Below are 22,788 nucleotides of genomic sequence, written 5' to 3'. Positions count from 1 at the left end.
GTCGTAGTGAAATAGAACCGATATGACAATAAATAAATACGACATTGTTACTGATTTGAGATATGAGGGTAACTTCTTCATGATCGATCACGTCATATAATGGTACTCGCAGCCAACACTTGATCCAGTAAAGGGATCGGTTGGATAACAGAACAGGGAGGTCATTTCCATGAAAATCACGAATCTTATTTCACATACTCGCAAAGCAGCTATGATCGCTACTATTACAGGCGTAACCGCAGCCGGAGCATTAGGTGCTGCGTCTGCCTTACTGCCAGCTCAATCTGTACAGGCAGCATCCAATTCCAGCGCCAGCGAAGCCAGCTATCAGCGCAATCTGGCGATCAAGAATCTGAATAGCTTTTACAAACCTGCGCTGAAAGGTCAATTTCCGGGCAATGTCCAAGAATTCGCCATCGGTAAAACAAAACGTGCCGATGTGATGAAACGCTTCAGCTCCGCAGATGTACCGCGTACCAGTGCAACCGGATTCGACGCCTATACAGCAACGATGGGCTCACCGGGCTATTCGTTCCGTTATACCAACGATGTGCTGAGTGAGATTCGCTATTTCGGCACAAATGTGGAGCGCCAGACGAATATCGGTGGCATTACGATGCAGTTGCTGCGTCAACAGTGGTATGCGCCAAGCTCCACCTCGACCATCACTACGGGCAAGCAAAAGCAAACCAAAGTCACTTACAACCGCGGCGATTACAAGCTTGAATTTATCTTCAACACCAGCACCGATCTGGATCATATCAATCTCGTGAAAAAATAAATCTAGTGCAAAAGTAAGCTGAATGACATGAGATCATGACAAATCGTTGTGTGATACATGTACCGATAGCATCGGTACGATATTCCATGGCACACACGAAAAAGGCAAATCGTTTGCAGAGACTGTTCTGCATAACGATTTGCCTTTTCAGTTTTATGTTCGGTGTATACGAACTTCGCTATTGCCAAATATCGCCATATCATTGCACACTTTATCGCACCACGCACCACGCACCACGCACCACGCACCACGCACCACGCACCACGCACCACGCACCACGCACGCTGTCTAATCCATCACTTGATGCCCAAACGCATCCGGTAGCTGAACAGCACATTGATCATGCCACCGCGAAACACATCATTTGCCATCGCCCGAAACACGTCAATCTCGGATTCCAGATAACGCGCAGCCGCTCCCAGCTTGAGTGCCGCCTGAATCCCACCCTGACTGAGCAAAATCCCGGTATATCGCTCTGCACTGCACGGTTCGGTATTATGGAATACAATCTCCCGTACAAATCGGAAATGCCCGCTATTGTGTAACGTTTGCAAATGTGTCGACTTGTCGCGCTTCACTGCACGCTGCTGCGGATCACCATGCTCATCTAGTAGCCGTTCCGCGAGATCGATCAGATGCTCATACTCCCGTTCCAACTGCCAGTTAAGGATCGGTGGCCAATCACAATCATACGCAGCGAAAATCCCGCCTTCCGCCAGCACGCGATGTATTTCTTGTAACGTACTGATCGGCTCCATCCAGTGAAACGATTGCGAACAGGTGACAATATCGGCACTGCCAGTCTGTACGGGCAGTTCATTGGAATACCCATGCTCAAATGACATTTGGCGTCCTTCTGGTAGCAACGCTAGCTTTTGCCGCGCTTTGCCCAGCATATCGGCATTCGGCTCTACCCCGATTATCTGCCGTGCTCGTCCTTCCCAAGCCAGCGTAGACAACCCTGTCCCACAACCGACATCGACGACTAGCTGTGGACGCTTTTGCAAATAATTACTGAGCAGATCGACTACGAGCGACGGTGTATGCGGACGATTCTGATCATACACATCCTCAAACCCATTAAAGCGGTCGATATTGTTGATCTGATTATGTTCTGGAATATTCATAGGAGCCATTCCTTTCGGTTTGTTGGAATATTCTTGGTAGATTCATTTGTCCAAAGTATAGCATATTGTTTCCTGCATCTCGGCAACATATCCTGATCCTATGACAGGCGAAGCTTGCCCAGATACCCCAAAGCTTGATACGATTGCCCCAATAATGGTATTCATTCCAAGTAGAGAGGTGACTATGATGTCCAACGAACTATTACAAGCACTTCAACTGCTCAAGCAAAAGAAATGGGTCGATCTGACGCACACCTTTGGCCCGGAATCACCACACTTTGCTGCCTTTCCGCCCGCGCAATTCCAAACGTTGTTTGATCACAATGACGGCTTTTTCGCGCAGAACTTCAGCTTTGCTGGTCAATATGGTACACATCTGGATGCGCCGATCCACTTTGTACGGGACGCTCGCTATTTGGAGCAATTGGAGTTGAAGGAGCTAGTTCTGCCACTGGTCGTCATCGACAAATCGGCAGCAGTCGCACACGATGCTGACTATATTCTCACCCCTGACGATGTGCTGGCATTTGAACAAGAGCACGGTACCATCGCAGAGGGCAGCTTTGTCGCGCTGCGTACCGATTGGAGCAAGCGCTGGCCGAGTCAGGAGCAATTTGAGAATAAAGATGAACAGGGCAATAATCATGCACCAGGCTGGTCGGTGGAGGCGCTGCAACTGTTATTCCAAGAGCGCGGCATCCAAGCGGTTGGGCATGAGACGTTTGATACGGACGCTGCGGTCGATTACACACGCAACGGTTCGCTGCTTGCAGAATATTACGTATTGGATCAGGATACATACCAGGTGGAGCTGTTGACCAATCTGGATCAGGTGCCGCCAACAGGCGCGGTTATTTTCAATATTGTGCCCAAAGCAGCCCGTGCATCCGGCTTTCCGGTACGTTCCTTCGCGATTTTACCGTGAATGTAAGATTTTTCATTTTGGACAAAAGAAAAGCCAAAAAAAGTAAAATTGCGTCTTTTTCATGAACGAGGAGAAGGAGGAAGCGTTTACGAAAAGAACGTCTCGTCCCCTGTGCACAAAAGGCAGTCGGATTCATCACATTTTGGCTATTTTCCCGAAGCGCCTAAAAGTGATATGATTTAATGAAATCCAAAGGAATTCCTGTTAAGGAGACATAGCCATGAGTATCGAGATCAAAATAGAACAAACAACTACACCAAAAGAAAAACCAGCAACCGAAGGGTTAGTATTCGGAACCAAATTTACAGATCATATGTTCATTCTGGACTACGATCACGGACAAGGCTGGCATGACGCACGCATCGTGCCGTACCAGAACATCAGCCTTGACCCAGCAGCGAAAGTATTTCATTACGGTCAAACGATCTTTGAAGGTCTGAAAGCGTATCTGGCACCAGACGGTCGCATCCTGATGTTCCGTCCGAACAAAAACATCGAGCGTCTGAACCTGTCCAACGAGCGCCTGAGCATTCCAGAGATTGACCCGGAACTGGCACTGGAAGCACTGCGCCAATTGATCCTGACTGACAAAGACTGGATTCCGCAGGGCGAAGGTACATCGCTGTATGTACGTCCATTCGTCATTGCGACCGAAGCGACACTGGGCGTAGCCCCATCGCTCAAATACAAATTCATGATCATTCTGTCCCCGGTTGCCGCTTACTATGCAGAAGGCATCAACCCGGTCAAAATCTACGTCGAATCCAAATACGTACGTGCTGTTCCGGGCGGCGTAGGTATGGCGAAAACCGCCGGTAACTACGCAGCAGGTCTGAAAGCACAAGAAGGCGCTACAGAGCTGGGCTATTCTCAAGTGCTGTGGCTGGACGGCGTACACCGCAAATATATCGAAGAAGTCGGCAGCATGAACGTCTTCTTCAAAATCGATGGCACCGTGGTTACACCAGCACTGAACGGCAGTATCCTGAACGGTATCACTCGCGACTCTATCATCCAGCTGCTCAAGCACTGGGACATTCCGGTAGAAGAGCGTCTGTTGTCGATCGACGAGCTGGAAGAAGCACACAAAGCCGGTACACTGGAAGAAGCATTCGGTACAGGTACGGCAGCCGTTATCTCCCCGATGGGCGAGCTGAACTGGCAAGGCGAGAAAATGCTTATCAACGAAGGCAAAACGGGCGAACTGTCCGCCAAGCTGTATGAGACATTGACCGGCATCCAGAAGGGTGTAGAGGAAGATCCATTCGGCTGGGGCATTGAAGTGAAATAAAGCAGTAAGCTGTCACATGAAAAAGTAAGCTGCGAAGGAAACAGTGCAGTAAGCAATTTATTTAGAGTTATGAAGTGATGACATCATATAGGAATGGAAACAACCAAGAGAGCAGCAGATTTCATGAATATCCATGAGATCTGCTGCTCTTTTTTGTGTAGCTATTGTGCGGATATAAAGAAGAGTAGTGTGGAAATGAATAGTATAGACGTTAACGTCGCTCGATTTTGTTCTGAAGGACTAGCGTTTGCAGCTCATTGGCTTTGATTGCTAGCCCCATATGGTATGCGTCACGGTCTTTGATTTTGCCTTCCATCATCAGAATATTCAGTTCCTGTGTCTTCTTGTTCAGATCAAGAATCAGCTGCTCAATATCCTGCACCAGTAGCGCATGACGATCAGGTTGGATCGACCATGAAGATTGGGATGTGGTGTCGTCTGTATTTGAAGCGGTAGGGGAGGAAGAGGTCCGCTGAAGCTTAACCTGATTCTCGGCAAGATCATAATAAGCAGCCGTGCCTTCCTTGATTTTCACAATGCGAGGTTCACGGTCGGCAATGGTTCGTAGCGCACCGACGATGGAGCCTTCGCTATAATTTTCCGGCAATTGTTCGAGGTATTTACGAACCACTGCAAAGCCGGATTTACCTTCTTTTTGTAAATAGCTAAGCACGTGATTACGTATACCTTCAGCATTGGAATTTTTCTGATTCATAACAGAACCCCCAGGAAGAAGTAAGATGATGCAAAACATTCGTTATTGATACTTTAACACAGTATTAATACTGTATCAACATAGTATTAATACTTAATATGAAGTGTATTAATACTAATATGAAGTGTCAAGTTAATATTATCAAAAGATTTTCGCTATAAAAAATGCAATGATACCTTGCTATTAAAGGGTTTTTTACATGTATCGCTGTATGAGTATTTGTGTAGAGTATTATAGTATTAGTTTTGATATTCTAGAAAATGTATAGTTTTAATACTTTTAGTATCAAATATAAACTAAGCAAAAACATATGATACTCTGATTAGAAATGAATAGCAGTCGATCCTGCCAAGCATAATGTATGTCTTATACATCCAGACGTATATACCAGAGCAAAATAGATTAATGATACTAGCTCCATTTCCTTTGAAAAAATGGGTTGAAAACGGTCGACTTTTTTTAGCTGTATGCTTGTATGATTCGAGCTATAGCTGAACAGATATAAATAATAATTAATTATGGAATATTTACAAATAAATGTATTATAATTCGCGGCTATCGCTATATAATGAATTGAACTTCATACTACAAAGGAGGGATTATTCATGAATTGGCGTGTCGTGTGTATGGCTTTGTGTATTGTTTGTCTGCTAGTGTCGGATGTACCTGTTAGAACGGTGCATGCAGAGCAGGGAGATTACGAAAGAATCAATGTACCAAGCAACAGTCTGATCAGTGCACATAACACGTTGTCAGGCAGTACGCCCCAGATGGCTGTAGACGGTACTCTGAATACAGCATGGAATGCAGGACGTAACAGCGGTGTGATTAGCTTTGTCTTTAATCAGAATATCAAGATGAATGGTATCGAGATTGCAACGACTGCTTCTTCGACTAGCACATTCAGCTATCTGATCTACGGACTGAATGGTAACCATTGGGAAGAAATTGGACGTGCTTCGCGGACGGTAGAATATCGCGCAGACGGCAAAGCTACTATTTTAGAGCGAATCCCTGTTCTGCAAGGAACATACGGCGGGGTATTGATCTCCATGGATTCTAGCACCAAAGCATTTGTGTCGATCAACGAACTTGATCTCACCCAAGGAACAGAGCCTACATTTGACAATGCTACGATCTCTCAATTGAGCGGCGGAGCATTTTTGACGTGGCAATATGATGGCTTTGCCAACCAGACCGTTATCTATTACGGTACGAAGTCTGGCGTGTATACAGACAAAGTCATTGCGCCATGGCGCGGCTATCTGGGAACGCGCGTATACAATCTGGTGAACAATCAGAAGTACTATTTCAAAATAGCCGCTAACATACAAGGCAAGATCTATTACTCCAAAGAACTCTCGGTTGTACCCAAATCGAGTACAATTCCCAAAACATTGCCGGCAGGAACACGGGGAGGTGTCTGGCCGTATTACAGTGATCTGAATCTGACGCCGAATGATGCATTTGATGGAGACATTTATACGTCATGGTACTATACCAATCCCAATTATCCGCCGAATGACGATGGTTCGCTCTCTGTTTATTTCTACAGCAATCCCACCTATATAGACAGCATTCAAATCGTGACTCAGTATTCCCCTGTCGCGTTGGATCGATCTGGTGTACGGGAAGATGAATATACAATTACGTCCGGTTGGGATTGGAACACAGGAGATATTCAGATCGGTCAACTGAAGACAACGGTTCGTGATCCGGGCGGCGATGGCATCGTTTATCTGAAGACGATACCGGTTAAACCGGGTTATTATCAAAAATTCAAGATTCATGTGAAGACAACGGGCAGATATGTGAGTGTGAATGAAGTGATTATTCACGGAAAAGATCCCAATGCTTCTGTGACTGGCGATGTATATGGAAAGGAAGCCAGCGACGCAACGCAAGATGTGTATGCTGCGAAACAATAAGGGATGGTTGTGACAGAGGCTTGATGTAGAGTGATATATGATATAGGTAGCAGATATCTGCTGATGCATTGAGAAGTATAGTTACGGTAAGTCTTATTTTCAAAAAACACAGGTCTGAACCTATCATCTATATAGTGGGTCCAGACCTGTGTTTCCTTTTCTATTTCTAATTAGGCGTGCAGTGTCAGGTGTCTTCATGAAAATTATGTACTATCTGTATAAACATTTGGTGTAAATATCATGGATCAATTGCGAGCGATCCTGCATCTGTGCTATAAATGATGTAGTCTCCCGTCAGGGCGGCTATTGATGTTCGTACTTGGGTGATGGCGTATGCCATAACGGTTGAATAAAGCGCACTGCGCCAGACATGGCAGCGGTGATATTATAATGAGAAAAAGGAGCTGTCATCTACATATGTCTACTGAGATGAACACGCACGAAATTATCAATCTGATCAAAACAAGCAAAAAGAAAACCCCAGTTAAAGTATACCTGAAAGGTCAACTGGACGGCATTTCCTTCCCAGAAGGCGTACAAACCTTTATCACAGGCAACACTGGCGTCATCTTCGGTGATTGGGCGGACATTCAAGGCGTGCTGTCCGAGAATAGCGCACAGATCGAAGATCATGTGATCGAGAGCGATCGTCGCAACTCGGCGATTCCACTGCTGGATATGAAAAACATCAATGCTCGCATTGAGCCAGGCGCATTTATCCGCGAAATGGTATCGATTGGTGACAATGCGGTCATCATGATGGGCGCGGTTATCAACATCGGCGTTGTGATTGGTGAAGGCACGATGATCGATATGGGCGCTGTACTCGGCGGTCGCGTACAAGTCGGCAAAATGTGTCACATCGGCGCAGGTACTGTACTGGCAGGCGTAATCGAGCCACCAAGTGCACAACCGGTTGTCGTGGAAGATGATGTGCTGATCGGTGCTAACGTTGTTGTACTGGAAGGCGTACGTATCGGTGAAGGTGCAGTCGTTGCTGCGGGTGCAGTTGTAACGCAAGACGTACCAGCATTTTCCGTCGTTGCAGGTACACCGGCACGCGTGATTAAACAAGTGGACGACAAAACCAAGTCTAAAACCGAAATTCTGCAAGATCTGCGTACCCTGTAATTCATTGCTAATTTCATCATTGAGGTGATCGAGCGTTTTAGCTGCTGCATAAACGATACATCATCTCCATATACACGAAGGCTGTCATAGGAATCTGTGGCAGCCTTCTTATCTTATGTAAACGGAGTGAAGCTCATGACCAACAACACACTGATCGACATTCGCCGTGATCTGCACCGGATTCCAGAGGCAGGATTTCAGGAGTTCAAAACCCAGCGCTATCTGCTGGACTATATCGCTTCATTGCCACAGGAGCATCTTGAAGTGCGTACGTGGAAAACAGGCATTCTCGTCTATGTGCATGGCACCGCGCCAACCCGGCGTTTCGGGTATCGCGCCGATATGGATGGACTGCCGATTGTAGAAGACACCGGTTATGATTTTAAAAGTGAACATCCCGGCTACATGCACGCGTGCGGGCATGATCTGCATATGACGATTGGACTTGGTGTGCTGACCCAGTTTGTGCAGCAGCGGATGAAGGATGATCTGGTCATGCTGTTCCAACCAGCCGAAGAAGGACCGGGCGGTGCACAGCCCATGCTGGCAAGTGATGAACTGGCGGACTGGATGCCGGAGCAAATGGTCGGTTTGCATGTAGCGCCGGAATATCCGGTCGGCACGATTGCGACCCGGCAAGGAATCTTGTTCGCCAATACGTCCGAGCTGTTTATCGATCTGATCGGTACCGGTGGTCATGCAGCATATCCGCACCGTGCCAACGATATGGTGGTCGCAGGCTGCCAGCTGGTCGGTCAATTGCAAAGTGTGATTGCTCGCAATGTGAATCCGCTTGATTCGGCGGTGATTACGATCGGCAAGATCGAGGGCGGTACGAAGCAAAATATCATTGCCGAACGCGCACGTCTGGAAGGCACGATTCGTACACTGTCTGCCGAGACGATGACTCTAGTAAAATCTCGCATTCAAGCGCTAGTGCGGGGGATTGAAGCAGGCTTTGAATGTCGCGCTGAGATCGATTGGGGCGCCAATTATATGCAGGTATATAATGAAGAACAATTGACCGCTGAGTTTATGCAATGGCTATCTGCGCGCAGCGATGTGCAGCTGGTGGAATGCACGGAAGCAATGACTGGCGAGGACTTTGGCTATTTTCTAAAAGACATTCCCGGCTTCATGTTCTGGCTCGGTGTAGATACGCCGTATGGACTGCATCATGCGAAGCTGGAGCCGAGCGAGGATGCGATTGAGATTGCAGTGCGCACGGTGACCGATTATCTACGCTGGAAATCGGATGCGGATACAGCTGTTCATCCAAACTGAACATAGCACTGGAAATATAGGTGATACGGGGGCAGGCGAGGATGGCAAGAACGAAGGCATTTGATACAAAAGCAGTGCTGCATCGGGCAATGAAAGCTTTTGGCATTCTTGGCTACGAGGGAGCCACATTGCCAGACTTACTCAAAGAACTGGGCATTGCACGCCAAAGTTTGTATGATACGTACGGAACGAAGCGCGATTTGTTTATCGCGGCTGTTCAGATGTATATGGATAGCAAGGCAGAAGTGATGGAACATCTGCTGGAAGAAACGGGAGAGGTGCTACCGTTACTGGAGCAATGTTTCACAGAAATAGTCGATACATTGCTGCATGCTGAGTTGTCGTACGAGTGCTTCATTATCGCTATTGCTGCCGAAGAGGCAGCGCGCGACGAGGAGCTGAGACAGTACGTGCAGCACAATCAGCAGCGAATTGAATATGTATTTCGTTCTTTACTGGAGCGTGCAGTCAAGCAGCAGGAGCTTGTAGCGAATGCAGATACTCAATCGCTCGCACAATTTCTGGCACATGAGCGTCTCGCACTGGTATTCGCAGCGCGAGCCGGTACGGACGAAGCTCGATTGCGTACCGTTGTCAAACTATCGCTGTCATTGGTAAGCAGCAGTAAACGAACAGACTTCAAATAGATGGAAAAGGCAGGTAAGCCATAACGGCTTGCCTGCCTTTTTTATACAGCTGCATAGTATCATTACCAAATGGACGTGTCGGCTGAGGTGCCAGCGATCGTCTGTTGTTGCACATATTTGTGCATTACATGCTGAAGAGAACGTGCAGGCTGACCGGTAACTAGCTGTACTGTATCTGTTACCTGATCTTCCGTACCATGTAGCCGAATAGAGGTGTCCATACCAGCAAGAGCGGCAGCATAGTCAGCATTCATACCAGCGGCGATCATATGCTGCTTCAATTTTTGTTCATCAATGGATTGATGCACGATCGTGCGTCCCCATGCGGCACCGATGATTGCGGCAGCTTCTGCATAATTCAACGATTGAGGTCCGGTAAGGATATAGCCGCGATTATCTGGAACTTTGTCGGTCAGCAGGCGCGTCGCTACAGCGGCAATATCGTCGGCATCGACAAAGCCTACTTTGCCATCTCCAGCCGCAGTGATAATGCTATTCTGAGTACGAATAGTTTCCGCATGAGCCACTTCAGTAAAATTCTGCATAAAATACGAAGGTTGCAGAACCGCCCATTCAGGCGCATGCTGATGTAGAAAGTAATGAACTTTGCCCATCAACGGTCCATTTTCCGCAATCGAAGCGCTAGATAGCAGTACAAAACGGCGAACTCCCGCTGCGATCGCTTGCTCAATAAATGGATTCATCACCTTCTCAGGCTGCATATCCATTGTAGGCGCGACAAGATAAACGGCTTGCACACCTTCTAATACAGCCGCATAACTACTCGCATCGTACCAGTCAAAATACATATCCTGCTGATTATTGGTCATATGCTGGCGGGGATGACGAACAGCACGTCGTACATCATTATGGCGGGCTTGCAATTGGGCGGCAATACGAAGGGAGGTTTTGCCGTTGCCCGCAGTCAATAGAATAGGGGAATGCATTGTTCTCATCCTTTCAGTAAGTGTATTTATTTGTTACGTTATCTGCAAAATGGCTGGGGTATGGATGCATGCATTCTAACATTTAAGAAGAAACGTCAATCGCCAGTGGGTTCCAGTAATCTTCATACCGGAGGATACGTCCATCCTTGACCTCAACAACCGAGATATAATGCTGATCGTACACATGTCCACTTTGCAGCAATTGTCCACGTCCGTGAAATTGTGCAATGAAGATATGGGGATTGAGGGTCTGATGAATCAGCGGCTGCGACATATGCTGCATAGAGATGATCGTGTCAAAATAAAGCATATGCTGAGCAAGTGCCTGTTTTCCTTCTAGTCTAGGATTGTCCAAGGTATGTGCATACGGAAACTCAAAAATCACGTCTTCATCAAACAAATCCAGCCATGCCTGACGTTGTTGCTCCAATAAAAGAGAACAAAAGCGATTCATGAGTTGAGCAGCCTGTTCCGCTCGTTCATGCAAAATGGTTATAGAGGAAGAGGCAGGGGAAAACGAATTGGAATTCATCGAACAAACCTCACTTTCAAAAATAGTGAGAACGGACGCATAGTGAGCACAGTTTCTCAACACCAACATGTCGTTCTAGCTTCTATTTTGCTGAAATATAAAAGTATAATGCAGGCTCTGCAGAGCTTATGTATATCAATATAAATATTCCGGACTAAATAGTCAATAATAAATAGACTATTTAGTCCGGAATATTTTGTATGTATATTCTAAAATAATATTCAATATTCATAAGCTCCACTGCATGTTCATGTAACAACTGCTTTTTTGCGTTAATCAAGTAGTGAAATGAATAGTCAAAGGATGTCAAAAAAGCTTTGACTTGCTTGAAGGCGGGGCTTAAAATACTCATTTGGCGGGTAAGGATGGACATACGTGCATTTGAGCCTGTTTTGGATAAGTTTTAACGAAAATGCTACATTTTGCGACGAAATAGCAAGTCTACAAGCAGAATTGTGTGGATATCAGCGATTATACATGAAGTGCATAAAAGTTGAATGGACTATAGGGTGGCTTGGACGATAAAGCCGTTTTCCATGATGATCTCCATACAGCTTCATATAACGATAACGAACACAAGTCATACTTCCACAACGGAAAGTCAGTATAGAAGGAGCTTTGCCCATGAAAAAACGTGTTTACGATATGATCCTGATTACCGTTGGTGCTTTTTTGTTTGCGCTGGCAGTCAATCTGTTCATTATTCCCAACAATCTCGGTGAGGGCGGGGTTACCGGGGTTACGATTATTTTGTACTATCTGTTTCAATGGTCGCCCGGTTTGGTCAACCTTGTCATTAACTCATTTTTGATCCTGATCGGCTACAAGTTTCTCGACAAAACGAGCATTATTTATACCATTATTGCCGTCGCGCTCAACTCGCTGTTCCTGCATCTGACCGAGGGCTGGAGAATTGATTCCAACGAGATTGTCGTCAATGCTGTATTCGCGGGAATTCTGGTTGGTGTTGGGTTGGGGTTGATTATCCGTGCAGGCGGAACGACAGCCGGTACAGCGATTTTGGCACGGATTACGCATAAATATTTGGATTGGAATATCAGCTACGGATTACTGTTTTTCGACCTGATCGTTGCCTTCTCGTCACTGTTCATCATCGGCGCCGAGCGTTTGATGCTGACGATTATCGCGCTCTATATCGGTACGAAGGTGATGGATTTTATCATCGAAGGTCTGAATCCGAAAAAGGCAGTTACGATCATCTCGTCTCATCAGGATGCCATTGCTGAGAAGGTCATTACCGTCATGGATCGCGGCGTGACCGTATTGTCCGGTCACGGCTACTACACCAAAACACCCAAAGAAGTACTGTACATCGTCATCAGCAAACAAGAAGTATCGGTATTGAAAAAGATCGTACGCAACGAGGACCCGAACGCTTTTATTACCATCCACGATGTACGCGACGTATTCGGCGAAGGATTTTTGGAATTGTCCAAGTAAGTGGGATCGCGCATTTGATATAACATTTCCATATACCAAAGAGGTACAACCTGTATGCAGGCTGTACCTCTTTTTACATTCATAATCAAACAAAATACAAAGTGCTAACATAAAGCAACAATCTATCCGTTAATATATGTAGCTTGCATATACATAAAAAAGGGGAATACACATGAGAATATTATTGGGATGGATAGGCATTTGGTTTCTGACCAGTAGCTTGCTATTAGGTGATAGTTCAATTGTTTCTGCTGCTAGTATCGAAAAAGAATTTAATCCAGTCCTGACTGCTATTCAGCCAGTTACTTTGAATTTGATTCATGGTGAAACACAAGTACACATAAAAACAACTACTTTTTTACAAGATGGAATTACCATGATACCTGTTGCTGATTTGTTTACAAATACCGGCTTTCGTAAGGGACCGAAATCAAGCAACTGGATGGACAACTACACAGCAGACCGCATAGTCAAAGTCGAATCTACCATTTTTAATAGAGTGAGATTTGAGGATTACAGTAGTATCATGTATGTAGAGTTTTCTGAAGGTTTTAATGGAGACGTCAATGAAGAATATGTGTTTATGCCGACCACTACGATGCTTCGGGAAGGACGACTATATATACCGTTAAAATTTGTCGCCACTCTTTTAAACTATGATGTAAGTTATAAAGCGAATGAGCACACTGTTACTTTACATTATTGGGGAGATCAAACAGCCGAAGACACAACACAATTGAAAGAACTTGTGAATCGTTACACTGCTCATATGGCTGATGGGTCTAGTTCTGATCTGAGTCTATACACTCCAGAATTTTTGGAGCATGATGATTATATGATTGAAGATGCTTTTTCAGATGGACGCAGTCCAGAAGCCCATTTGGAATTGAAAGATTGGACAATTCGGTATCTTGTTTTTATGTCTCATAATGAAGCAGCTATTAAGATTCCCTATTTGGAAGAAGGAAACGTATCCAGAGTAGCAGGTGCAACATGGTTATATTTGATACGCAAAGATGGTCAATGGAAAGTGGACGTTGCTACACATTGGAGTAATTCCCAGTACAAAGACGGTCTACAACAACAGATTGATAATCTGAATGTGCAGCATCCAGATATAGTTACATCTATCAAAAAAGCAGTGTATTCAGCTTTTCAAACAGCGAATGCAAACAAACGAACCGTCGAAGGAACGAAAGTAGGATATAAAACATACCCCAAAGATATGACTGTGCTGTATGCAGATGAACACATTTCTTATCTGTATGTTAACTATAATTGGTCATTTAAACGTACAGAAGCAAATTATGAGAAATACGATATTCATTTTGATACTGATTTTATTACAATGACCAAAGACTCAACTGGTAATTGGAAAGTTGAAAGAAGGAATATTATACCTTTAGGCTACAATACGCCTGTGACAGATATACGAGGGAATTATCAAGGAAGAGAAGATACTTTTATGGCGTTTGACGATTATTATTTAAATAAGAAGGATGAGAAATCTTCGATATCCTTTTTCTAAGTCTAATGAAAAGCGGATCCCTAACTTTGAAGGGATCCGCTTTTATTATTTACTCATGCAGTTTAAAATGATCGATCTCCTTCTGCAAATCCTCAGCCAGCTTCGCCAGTGATTGTGCAGACGCGCTGATCTCTTCCATGGAAGCCAATTGCTCCTCCGCCGAAGCAGCGATGTCATGCATATTCCCGGCATTTTGCGCAGAAATCTCACTCACTTCGCCTACCGAACGGGCAACCTCACCTGCGTTGCTATTCACTTCACGCACGAGCGTATTCATATCTTCCAGACTCGTTGCAATCTGATGCGCATTGGCTTTCAACTGCTGGAACTGATCTGCCGACTGCTGCACGCCCTGCAATCCATCCTCGACCGAATGATGAATCTGCTCAAAGGTTGCCAGCGAGTCGTTGATCTCTCCGATAATATCCTGCAACAGCTTCTCGATATGACCGGAAGATTCGTGCGATTGCTCTGCCAACTTTTTCACCTCACCAGCAACGACGCTGAAGCCTTTACCAGCTTCGCCTGCGCGCGCCGCCTCAATCGCCGCATTCAAGGACAACAGATTGGTTTGCTGCGCAATGTTATTGATCGTTTTCAGAATATCGCCAATTTGCGTGGATTTGTGCGACAGTCCGTTGATGACACGATACGCATCGTTGACCGACTGGTCGATCTGCTGCATCTGCCCAACCGTTGTGCGCACAAGGCGATCGCCCGTATCCGCCATTTCGTTGGACGTACCCGACAATTGCAGCAGTGATTGCGAATGTTGTTGTACTTCATCCAGCCAACCGGACACCTGATTCAGTTGTCCAGCACTTTGCCCGATATGAGCGTTCTGGCGATCGCTACCATTGGAAAATTGTTCAATTGCACTCGTAATTTGCTCGGTTGCCTTACTCGTTTGCTCTGAACTGGCAGTCAATTGCTCGGAAGAGGAGACGACATCGCTGACCGTATCCTGAAGCGAGCCGACCAGCGTACCGAGCGATTGATTCATTTCATTAAAAGCAGTGGATAGATGTCCCAGCTCATCCTTGCTTTTATCCTGTACAGATTTTGTTAGATCGCCTTGACTGATCGCATGCGCAACCGTGACAATACGATTCATCCGGCGGCTAATAGAACGTGTAATCAGCCAGACTACGATACCGCCAATAACTAGAGCAATTATTAAGACGATGACTGTCTGGATTAGCAGTGGGCGGACTTTGGAATCAATCTCGGATTGATAGAAGTTACCGACTAATTTCCAGCCAGTCAAAGCGCTTGTTGTATAACTAAGCTGCTCAGCTTGTCCATTGTTGGTGTAACTGAATGTATCCGTTGGCTTATTATCTGCGATAATTTGTTTGGATAAATCATCGGTTTCGCCAGCTTTGATTGTCGGATGTGAGATATACGTACCGTCCGAAGCGACGATAAAGGCATATCCATTTTCGCCAATTTTGATATTGGACGCAATCTCGATAAGCGAAGCCAGATTAATATCCAGACCGACTACACCGCTGCCATCGTCAGTACGTTTGGCAACTGTCACTGTCATCGCCTGCGTAGAGGAGGACAGATAGGGCGGCGTTACGATTGTTTTGCCCGGATTGGCTTCTGCTTCTTGATACCATGGACGCTTGCGTGGATCGTAATCCGCTGCGGTTGGTCGGTCCGATGAAGTGTAGAATGCGCCAGTCGTTGTACCGACATACAATCCTTCCACCTTGGTCATCGTCTGATCATAAATACGCAATTCCTCAATCAAAGCATTTCCGTTTGCATAGCTGGTCTGTGTGATCTCACCAGCAAAATAGTCAACCGCATCGATATTTTGCTGCATATCGTTATCGACGATGGAACTGAGTGTCTGTGTATTCAGAGCAGTACTGGAGATCAGTTCGCTGCTGAGCGAGCGTTGGGCGACATAATACGATGCCAGACTGGATACAGTCAGCGCTGCAATCAGCACCAGACCGAACGACAGCATCAGCTTACGACCCAGAGATTGTTTAGTAAAAAAGGATTTCATGATATCACCCCATCGAGTAGTATCGTTCCGGTTGCGTCCACACCCGATAGCGGTCCAAATAAGCAATCATTGTTTTGCGTTTCTCCGGCAAAGCGCTAAAGTCGATGAATACATTTCTTTGTTTATATATTCATCGAAGGCTTTCCGTATTCGGTACTGACAGCTTCCCCCACGGCTGCACCCGCAAAATGCCATACTTATCCCGTCTCGCTGGTGTTTCCGCAGTCAACCTTCACCTTTTTATTATCGGCAAAACAGCTTAATTCCTGTAGGTTTCCATTCGTATCAATTTCAAGTTAAAGGAAGCGTATACAAAAGAAGGACAGAACGAATAAGCCTGCAACGCAAATTGCACCTTGCCGCCAGCATACCCGACATTCGGATAGTGAACAGCAAAGTGCAGTAAAAAAAGTCATTACAATGAAGTGCATGAGATGAAACAGCAGAATTGTAAATCACAATGCATTTTACATGATCGCTATGTCCATTTACAGTCATAGTCTCACAAAGTGGAAGCAATCGATTGGTCTTACTTTTCAACTACAGTATTTATTTATCAATCTACATATCTAGTTTGCGAATAAACGTTTCCAGCCGATCCAGTGCTTGCTCCAGCACTGGTAACGCATACGCGTATGATAACCGAATATACCCTTCTCCATACACCGAAAACGCATCTCCCGGCACGACTGCTACCTTTTCTTCTTCCAGCAGTCGCATTGCAAATTCCATCGACGATAGATTCAGATGCGCAATAGAGGGGAACAGGTAAAAGGCACCTTCCGGCTTGTCCAGCTCCAATCCCATCTGCACCAGCCGATCATATACATAATCTCGGCGCTGACGATAGGCATCACGCATCGGCAGTGCATCATCTATACCGTTAGTCAACGCTTCAACCGCGGCAAACTGACTGATCGAACTGGCACACGATACATTGTATTGATGTACCTTCAGCATATGCGCCGACAACCAAGCCGGTGCAAAGGTAAAACCAATCCGCCAACCAGTCATCGCATGCGATTTGGACAACCCATTAATGACAATCGTCTTCTCACGCATTCCCGGCAGTAGAGAGATCGAGCGATGCGGTTCATCATAGATCAGCTCACTATAAATCTCATCCGAAATAATGAAAATCTCCCGTTCACGCAGCAAATTGGCAATGCTAGTTAACTCCTGTTCACCCAGCACACGCCCCGTTGGATTGGACGGATACCCCAAGGCGATCGCTTTCGTACGCGGCGACAGATGCGGCTCCAGCAATTCCGCCGTCAATTGAAAACCGGTACTGCGCGTATCCACATAGGTCGGCACACCGCCAGCTAACCGGATGAGTGGCTCATACCCTGGATAGATCGGTCCCGGCAAAATAACCTCATCCCCCGGCGATACAATCGTACGTAACGCTACATCCAACGCCTGACTTGCTCCAACGGTCACGATGACCTCGGTATCCATATCGTAATGCTGCCCATATTTCGTTTTTACAAAATTCGCTGCCGCCCGGCGTAGCGCAGGAATGCCCGCATTGGGTGTATAGACCGTTTTCCCCTGACGCATCGCTTGATCCGCAGCAATAACAATATGCTCCGGTGTCGGAAAATCCGGCTGTCCCAGCGTCAACGCCAACGCATCTGGATAACGCGCCGCAGCAGTAGCAATTTTGCGAATACCGCTAATTTGAATATCGTGAATCGGTGCATGAATTAAATGTTCCATGGAAGATGCTCCTTTATAACGTTATATATAGATATCATGTGGTGAAGACATAACTTTATATGTGATACAGACCGCATCTGATAATGTACATATCATTCTATGATGCAGATCCAGTCTTAGCATACAAATACAATCTTATATAGAAGAAACAGAAGAAACGTTTTATCGCAACTAGGAAACCGCTGCTGCATTGCATAGGAATGTGGGTATATCAGTTCCACTTCTTCCTCATCGTATTCTTCTACTATTGTACCGTTTATTCCCTGTGACTGCTGCCTATCTGTTCACTATGCCCAAATTAGCATATCCACTGTACATCCGTCTTTACATTTCATGATGGTCCTTTTGCACAATGTTTATGAAGCGCATTTGCGGATATTTTACGAAAAGCGTTGAAAAATGGGGTGTTTTCCATGGAATTCAAACGTTATAATAGCAGTTGTACCTTTTGCGGCATGGACAGATGGTTAATGTATCAATAGCAAGTAAACCCGCCGGTCGATGCGACCGCAGCGGTTTGATGATATGCAATACTGAAGTCAGCAGGGGAAACGGTGCACAGTATACAACAATTTATAATCCACAGTAAGTATACGGATGCCAAAAGGAGGCTGTTATGAGCGACAACAATATGATCCGCTTTGACGGAGTAAGCAAGCGTTATGAAGATGGCACACAGGTGCTGGAGCATATCGATTTCGAGATCGAACGCGGTAAATTTTACACCTTGCTTGGACCGTCCGGTTGCGGCAAAACGACCATTTTACGTATGATTGCCGGATTCACCGAACCGAGTGGAGGTTCGATTTATTTGAACGGCAAGGTGATCAACAAAGTTCCTGCCAACAAACGTCAGGTGAATACCGTATTTCAGGATTACGCCTTATTCCCGCATTTGAATGTATTCGAGAATGTGGCTTTTGGTCTGCGTGTCAAAAAGATGAAAAAGGACGTCATCCAGACCAAGGTGAACGAAGCGCTAAAATTCGTCAACTTGGAAGGCTATGGACAACGCGCCATTTCGGAAATGTCTGGCGGTCAACGTCAGCGTGTAGCCATTGCGCGCGCATTAGTCAACGAGCCGGAAGTGCTGCTGCTGGATGAGCCATTATCTGCACTCGACTTGAAGCTGCGGACAGAGATGCAGTACGAGCTGCGCGAAATTCAGCAGCGTCTGGGCATTACGTTTATTTTCGTAACTCATGATCAGGAAGAAGCGCTAGCGATGTCCGATTATATCTTTGTCATGAACAAAGGCAAAATCGAGCAAAGCGGTACGCCGAACGATATTTACGATGAGCCGATCAATCGCTTTGTAGCCGACTTTATCGGTGAGTCCAATATTGTACCCGGTCGCATGATCGAAGACTATGTAGTCGAATTCAACGGCAGACAATTCCGATGTTTTGATGCCGGGCTTCGCCCAGATGAAGCAATTGAAGTTGTGATTCGCCCTGAGGACTTGGAGCTGACTACCGAGGATAAGGGCAAGCTCAAAGTCCGTGTCGATACGCAGCTATTCCGCGGTGTTCACTATGAGATCAGCTGTTATGATGATTCCGGTCATGAATGGCTTGTACATTCTACCCGTAAAGCAGAACCGGGCAGTCAGATCGGGCTGGATTTTGAACCGGAAGCCATACACGTTATGCGCTTTGGCGAGAGCGAAGAAGACTACGACCGCCGTCTGGAAGGTTACGGAGAGGGCGGTGTCCATGCAGGCTAATACGCGCGCGATCTATATGCTGCCTTATTATGTATGGATCGTCCTGTTTGTTGTAGCACCCGTGGTGCTGGTTGGGTATTATTCCTTTTTTGATGTGGACGGTCATTTTACCTTTCAAAATTACCGTACCTTTTTCACACCTGTTTATTTGCAAATGACGCTCAGTTCGTTCTGGTACGCGTTTCTGGTGACCCTATTTTCGCTGCTAATTGCGTATCCGGCAGCATATGTACTCACCCGTACCAAGCATCGTCAGCTATGGATTTTGCTGATCATTTTACCGACATGGATCAATTTGCTGCTAAAAACGTACGCGTTTATCGGTATTTTTGGCACGTATGGTCCGATAAATGCACTGTTGGGCGCTATCGGCTTTGGTCCACAGCAATTGCTGTTTAATGCATTCAGCTTTGTATTCGTATCGGTGTATATTTTCGTGCCATTCATGATTTTGCCGATCTACAATGCGCTGGAAGAAATGAACCCTTCGCTGATCTCGGCAGCACGCGATCTGGGCGCATCCGGGTGGACAACGTTTCAACGCGTGATTTTCCCATTAACGATCTCCGGTGTAAAGTCTGGTTGTATGGCAGTCTTTATTCCGTCGCTATCCTTGTTTATGATCACACGCCTCATTGCTGGCAACAAAGTGATTACGCTCGGTACCGCGATTGAACAGCATTTTCTAGTCACACAGGACTGGGGAATGGGGTCGACCGTTGCGGTTGTACTCATTATTGCGATGGCGCTACTGATGCTGCTGAGCGGCAGCTTCGGACAGGAGGTGCGTCATGGGAAATAAGAATCGCTGGAGCAATCTGTATCTTGTACTCGTATTTGCTGTCCTGTACGCGCCGATTTTGTATCTCATGTATTATTCCTTCAATAGTGCCGGTAATATGCACCAGTTTGAAGGCTTTACATGGGAGTGGTATAGCGAAGTATTTCACGATACTCGTCTCATTATTATTCTGATCAATACGCTGGTCATTGCGCTGCTGTCATCCACCATTGCAACCATCATTGGTATCATCGGTGCACTGGCGATTGACCGCATTCGTCGTCGCCGTTTAAAAGATACCGTATTATCGCTTAACAATGTGTTGATCGTTAGTCCAGACGTAATCATCGGTGCATCGTTTCTGATTTTGTTTACCATTGTTGGTATCAAATTAGGCTTTGCCTCGGTACTGATCTCGCATATCGCTTTCAGCATACCGATTACCGTACTTATGATTTTGCCGCGTTTGCAGGAAATGAGTCCGACTTTAGTGGATGCGGCACGCGATCTGGGTGCCAGCCGCCGTGATGTACTGACCAAAGTCATTTTGCCGTTTATCAAGCCCGGCATCTTTGCTGGCTTTTTCATGGCGTTCACGTATTCACTGGATGACTTTGCCGTCACCTTCTTTGTCACTGGTAATGGATATTCGACCCTTTCCGTTGAGATTTACTCTCGTGCGAGACAGGGGGTTGCGCTATCGATCAATGCGCTGTCTACACTGATCTTCCTGTTCACTACTGCACTGGTAGTCGGATATTACATGATCACCCGCCGTGCACAGGGACGCAGCCGTCGTCACGAAGCAGCTGCCGAAATGGGGGTGCCAAGATAAAATGAAAGCAATTAGTCGTACATTTATTATTATTGTCGCTGCGGCACTGCTGCTCATGTATGTAGCGGGACGCCTGAATGTCAGTCAAGGCTATTCCGGCGGCAATACGTTGACCATTTATAACTGGGGCGATTATATCGATCCCGACCTGTTGACCCAATTTCAAAAAGAAACCGGTATTACTGTCATTTACCAGACGTTCGATTCCAATGAAGCGATGCTGACCAAGATTGAGCAGGGCGGCACAACATTCGATGTAGCCATCCCGTCTGATTATGCCATTTCCAAAATGCGCGAAGAGAAACTGCTTCTTCCATTGGATCACAGCAAACTGCCGAATCTGAAAAATATCGATCCGTCGTTTCTGAATCTGTCATTCGATCCTGGCAACAAATACTCTGCGCCATATTTCTGGGGTACAGTTGGTATCGTCTACAATCCGAAGCTGACCAACCTCAAATTCCACAGTTGGAACGATCTGTGGGACCCATCCCTGCGCAACAATGTGCTGCTAACTGACGGCGCACGCGAAGTGATGGGGATGGCGCTGAACAGCCTTGGCTATTCGCTGAATGATACCAATGAACAGCATCTACAACAGGCGCTGACAAAGTTGAAAAAACTAACGCCAAACGTCAAAGCCATCGTTGGTGATGAGATCAAAATGCTGCTCGCCAACAACGAGGCTGCCGCCGGTCTCGTATTCTCCGGTGATGCTTCCGAGATCATGAGCGAAAATGAAGATCTGGATTACGTCGTGCCACAAGAAGGTACCAACCTCTGGTTCGACAATATGGTCATCCCAAAAACCGCAGCCAACGTCGATGCAGCGCACAAATTCATCAACTTCATGCTCGATCCGAAAGTAGCAGCCCAGAATGCAGAATACGTAGGCTATTCTACGCCAAACGATGCCGCGCTGAAGCTGCTGCCAGAAGATATCTCGGGCGACGAACGTTTCTACCCACCAAATGATCTCACCGATCGTTTGGAAGTGTACGATAATCTAGGCAAGAAAATGCTTGTTCACTATAATGAACTATTCCTACAATTCAAAATGAACAAGTAAACATGAGAGCATGTCAAAATGAACAAGTAAGCGTAAGTAGTATATTTAGGTAGATAGCCCAAATCGTATCGTTAGTTGGAGATGAAACAGTCAACTACTATACACAAACAATTACTATATAAAACCAATCTTTTCTAATGGGTTATGACCACTCACTATAAATAAAAGCTTCAATGCTTGAGGCGCATTCCGATAACCAAACTACGGAATGCGCCTTTCTATTTAAATCAAGTCGATATACTTGACATAAGCACACAGGTCACCCACAATTATTTGATCTACCTGATCTACCTGATCTACCTGATCTACCTGATCTACCTGATCTACCTGATCTA

At 45.9% G+C, this 22,788-nt stretch carries 20 protein-coding genes (1 of these 20 only partly in view); 13 read left to right on the top strand and 7 right to left on the bottom strand.

Annotated features, from left to right (window positions below; all coding sequences use genetic code 11):
* The first annotated feature begins 169 nt into the window (after positions 1–169).
* Positions 170–781, top strand: coding sequence for a YjgB family protein (locus ACE3MZ_RS22485; RefSeq protein WP_411344298.1), 612 nt, complete (start codon positions 170–172; stop codon positions 779–781).
* Positions 782–1,077: 296 nt separating this feature from the next.
* Here ACE3MZ_RS22485 and ACE3MZ_RS22480 read toward each other — a convergent pair whose 3' ends face one another.
* Positions 1,078–1,908: a class I SAM-dependent methyltransferase gene (locus ACE3MZ_RS22480; protein WP_411344297.1), complete on the bottom strand. Its 831-nt coding sequence runs from the start codon at positions 1,906–1,908 to the stop codon at positions 1,078–1,080.
* Positions 1,909–2,095: 187 nt separating this feature from the next.
* On the opposite strand from ACE3MZ_RS22480, the gene ACE3MZ_RS22475 reads away from it, so the two are divergent.
* Both ACE3MZ_RS22475 and ACE3MZ_RS22470 read left to right on the top strand, forming a co-directional pair.
* Positions 2,096–2,833, top strand: coding sequence for a cyclase family protein (locus tag ACE3MZ_RS22475; protein WP_411346890.1), 738 nt, complete (start codon positions 2,096–2,098; stop codon positions 2,831–2,833).
* Between the two features lie 220 nt (positions 2,834–3,053).
* Positions 3,054–4,124, top strand: coding sequence for a branched-chain amino acid aminotransferase (locus ACE3MZ_RS22470; protein WP_411344296.1), 1,071 nt, complete (start codon positions 3,054–3,056; stop codon positions 4,122–4,124).
* 211 nt (positions 4,125–4,335) lie between these two features.
* On the opposite strand, the gene ACE3MZ_RS22465 is transcribed toward ACE3MZ_RS22470, so the two are convergent.
* Complete coding sequence (locus tag ACE3MZ_RS22465) at positions 4,336–4,839, bottom strand: hypothetical protein (RefSeq protein WP_411344295.1); 504 nt, start codon at positions 4,837–4,839, stop codon at positions 4,336–4,338.
* Positions 4,840–5,444: 605 nt separating this feature from the next.
* Here ACE3MZ_RS22465 and ACE3MZ_RS22460 point away from each other — a divergent pair.
* From ACE3MZ_RS22460 to ACE3MZ_RS22445, 4 genes are all read left to right on the top strand, one after another.
* Positions 5,445–6,767, top strand: coding sequence for a hypothetical protein (locus ACE3MZ_RS22460; RefSeq protein WP_411344294.1), 1,323 nt, complete (start codon positions 5,445–5,447; stop codon positions 6,765–6,767).
* A gap of 417 nt (positions 6,768–7,184) precedes the next feature.
* Positions 7,185–7,898 carry a 2,3,4,5-tetrahydropyridine-2,6-dicarboxylate N-acetyltransferase gene (dapD, locus tag ACE3MZ_RS22455; RefSeq protein ID WP_411344293.1) on the top strand — a complete coding sequence of 238 codons (714 nt, stop codon included), beginning with the start codon at positions 7,185–7,187 and terminating at the stop codon, positions 7,896–7,898.
* 135 nt (positions 7,899–8,033) lie between these two features.
* On the top strand, positions 8,034–9,182 hold the full coding sequence (locus tag ACE3MZ_RS22450; protein WP_411344292.1) for an N-acetyldiaminopimelate deacetylase: 1,149 nt from the start codon (positions 8,034–8,036) through the stop codon (positions 9,180–9,182).
* Positions 9,183–9,223: 41 nt separating this feature from the next.
* Complete coding sequence (locus tag ACE3MZ_RS22445) at positions 9,224–9,829, top strand: TetR/AcrR family transcriptional regulator (protein ID WP_411344291.1); 606 nt, start codon at positions 9,224–9,226, stop codon at positions 9,827–9,829.
* 62 nt (positions 9,830–9,891) lie between these two features.
* Here the strand turns inward: ACE3MZ_RS22445 and ACE3MZ_RS22440 are convergent, their stop codons facing one another.
* On the bottom strand, positions 9,892–10,776 hold the full coding sequence (locus tag ACE3MZ_RS22440; RefSeq protein WP_411344290.1) for an NAD(P)H-binding protein: 885 nt from the start codon (positions 10,774–10,776) through the stop codon (positions 9,892–9,894).
* 82 nt (positions 10,777–10,858) lie between these two features.
* Positions 10,859–11,308, bottom strand: coding sequence for a nuclear transport factor 2 family protein (locus tag ACE3MZ_RS22435; protein ID WP_411344289.1), 450 nt, complete (start codon positions 11,306–11,308; stop codon positions 10,859–10,861).
* 624 nt (positions 11,309–11,932) lie between these two features.
* Here ACE3MZ_RS22435 and ACE3MZ_RS22430 point away from each other — a divergent pair.
* A complete protein-coding gene (locus ACE3MZ_RS22430; protein WP_411344288.1) occupies positions 11,933–12,769 on the top strand; it encodes a YitT family protein in 837 nt (278 codons plus the stop codon).
* A 172-nt stretch (positions 12,770–12,941) separates the two neighbouring features.
* Positions 12,942–14,297: a stalk domain-containing protein gene (locus ACE3MZ_RS22425; protein ID WP_411344287.1), complete on the top strand. Its 1,356-nt coding sequence runs from the start codon at positions 12,942–12,944 to the stop codon at positions 14,295–14,297.
* Positions 14,298–14,346: 49 nt separating this feature from the next.
* On the opposite strand, the gene ACE3MZ_RS22420 is transcribed toward ACE3MZ_RS22425, so the two are convergent.
* A complete protein-coding gene (locus tag ACE3MZ_RS22420; RefSeq protein ID WP_411344286.1) occupies positions 14,347–16,320 on the bottom strand; it encodes a methyl-accepting chemotaxis protein in 1,974 nt (657 codons plus the stop codon).
* Positions 16,321–16,881: 561 nt separating this feature from the next.
* Positions 16,882–18,042, bottom strand: coding sequence for an aminotransferase A (locus tag ACE3MZ_RS22415; RefSeq protein ID WP_411344285.1), 1,161 nt, complete (start codon positions 18,040–18,042; stop codon positions 16,882–16,884).
* Between the two features lie 616 nt (positions 18,043–18,658).
* On the opposite strand from ACE3MZ_RS22415, the gene ACE3MZ_RS22410 reads away from it, so the two are divergent.
* From ACE3MZ_RS22410 to ACE3MZ_RS22395, 4 genes are read left to right on the top strand one after another with little or no spacing between them, the layout of a single operon-like run.
* Positions 18,659–19,768, top strand: coding sequence for an ABC transporter ATP-binding protein (locus ACE3MZ_RS22410; protein WP_411344284.1), 1,110 nt, complete (start codon positions 18,659–18,661; stop codon positions 19,766–19,768).
* A complete protein-coding gene (locus ACE3MZ_RS22405) occupies positions 19,758–20,570 on the top strand; it encodes an ABC transporter permease (RefSeq protein ID WP_411344283.1) in 813 nt (270 codons plus the stop codon). The genes ACE3MZ_RS22410 and ACE3MZ_RS22405 overlap by 11 nt, the downstream gene beginning before the upstream one ends.
* Positions 20,560–21,384 (top strand): ABC transporter permease, encoded by an 825-nt coding sequence (locus tag ACE3MZ_RS22400; protein WP_411344282.1) that lies wholly within the window; start codon positions 20,560–20,562, stop codon positions 21,382–21,384. Before ACE3MZ_RS22405 ends, ACE3MZ_RS22400 begins: the two co-directional genes overlap by 11 nt.
* Before the next feature lies 1 nt (position 21,385).
* A complete protein-coding gene (locus ACE3MZ_RS22395) occupies positions 21,386–22,453 on the top strand; it encodes an ABC transporter substrate-binding protein (RefSeq protein ID WP_411344281.1) in 1,068 nt (355 codons plus the stop codon).
* Positions 22,454–22,675: 222 nt separating this feature from the next.
* On the opposite strand, the gene ACE3MZ_RS22390 is transcribed toward ACE3MZ_RS22395, so the two are convergent.
* A protein-coding gene (locus ACE3MZ_RS22390) for a hypothetical protein (protein ID WP_411344280.1) crosses the window boundary here: on the bottom strand, positions 22,676–22,788 show its 3' portion. It continues 115 nt past the right edge of the window; the window shows 113 of its 228 coding nt (coding positions 116–228); its start codon lies beyond the right edge, outside the window; it ends in the stop codon at positions 22,676–22,678.

The sequence above is a fragment of the Paenibacillus sp. WLX1005 genome (assembly GCF_046603685.1).
Lineage (GTDB): Bacteria > Bacillota > Bacilli > Paenibacillales > Paenibacillaceae > Saccharibacillus.
This window is presented reverse-complemented; position numbering and strand designations above follow the sequence as displayed.

What these genes read in the sequence shown, in the direction of transcription:
- ACE3MZ_RS22485 (WP_411344298.1), top strand. Translation starts at nt 170, where the DNA reads ATGAAAATCACGAATCTTATTTCACATACTCGCAAAGCAGCTATGATC.
- ACE3MZ_RS22480 (WP_411344297.1), bottom strand. Translation starts at nt 1,908, where the DNA reads ATGAATATTCCAGAACATAATCAGATCAACAATATCGACCGCTTTAAT.
- ACE3MZ_RS22475 (WP_411346890.1), top strand. Translation starts at nt 2,096, where the DNA reads ATGTCCAACGAACTATTACAAGCACTTCAACTGCTCAAGCAAAAGAAA.
- ACE3MZ_RS22470 (WP_411344296.1), top strand. Translation starts at nt 3,054, where the DNA reads ATGAGTATCGAGATCAAAATAGAACAAACAACTACACCAAAAGAAAAA.
- ACE3MZ_RS22465 (WP_411344295.1), bottom strand. Translation starts at nt 4,839, where the DNA reads ATGAATCAGAAAAATTCCAATGCTGAAGGTATACGTAATCACGTGCTT.
- ACE3MZ_RS22460 (WP_411344294.1), top strand. Translation starts at nt 5,445, where the DNA reads ATGAATTGGCGTGTCGTGTGTATGGCTTTGTGTATTGTTTGTCTGCTA.
- dapD (WP_411344293.1), top strand. Translation starts at nt 7,185, where the DNA reads ATGTCTACTGAGATGAACACGCACGAAATTATCAATCTGATCAAAACA.
- ACE3MZ_RS22450 (WP_411344292.1), top strand. Translation starts at nt 8,034, where the DNA reads ATGACCAACAACACACTGATCGACATTCGCCGTGATCTGCACCGGATT.
- ACE3MZ_RS22445 (WP_411344291.1), top strand. Translation starts at nt 9,224, where the DNA reads ATGGCAAGAACGAAGGCATTTGATACAAAAGCAGTGCTGCATCGGGCA.
- ACE3MZ_RS22440 (WP_411344290.1), bottom strand. Translation starts at nt 10,776, where the DNA reads ATGCATTCCCCTATTCTATTGACTGCGGGCAACGGCAAAACCTCCCTT.
- ACE3MZ_RS22435 (WP_411344289.1), bottom strand. Translation starts at nt 11,308, where the DNA reads ATGAATTCCAATTCGTTTTCCCCTGCCTCTTCCTCTATAACCATTTTG.
- ACE3MZ_RS22430 (WP_411344288.1), top strand. Translation starts at nt 11,933, where the DNA reads ATGAAAAAACGTGTTTACGATATGATCCTGATTACCGTTGGTGCTTTT.
- ACE3MZ_RS22425 (WP_411344287.1), top strand. Translation starts at nt 12,942, where the DNA reads ATGAGAATATTATTGGGATGGATAGGCATTTGGTTTCTGACCAGTAGC.
- ACE3MZ_RS22420 (WP_411344286.1), bottom strand. Translation starts at nt 16,320, where the DNA reads ATGAAATCCTTTTTTACTAAACAATCTCTGGGTCGTAAGCTGATGCTG.
- ACE3MZ_RS22415 (WP_411344285.1), bottom strand. Translation starts at nt 18,042, where the DNA reads ATGGAACATTTAATTCATGCACCGATTCACGATATTCAAATTAGCGGT.
- ACE3MZ_RS22410 (WP_411344284.1), top strand. Translation starts at nt 18,659, where the DNA reads ATGAGCGACAACAATATGATCCGCTTTGACGGAGTAAGCAAGCGTTAT.
- ACE3MZ_RS22405 (WP_411344283.1), top strand. Translation starts at nt 19,758, where the DNA reads ATGCAGGCTAATACGCGCGCGATCTATATGCTGCCTTATTATGTATGG.
- ACE3MZ_RS22400 (WP_411344282.1), top strand. Translation starts at nt 20,560, where the DNA reads ATGGGAAATAAGAATCGCTGGAGCAATCTGTATCTTGTACTCGTATTT.
- ACE3MZ_RS22395 (WP_411344281.1), top strand. Translation starts at nt 21,386, where the DNA reads ATGAAAGCAATTAGTCGTACATTTATTATTATTGTCGCTGCGGCACTG.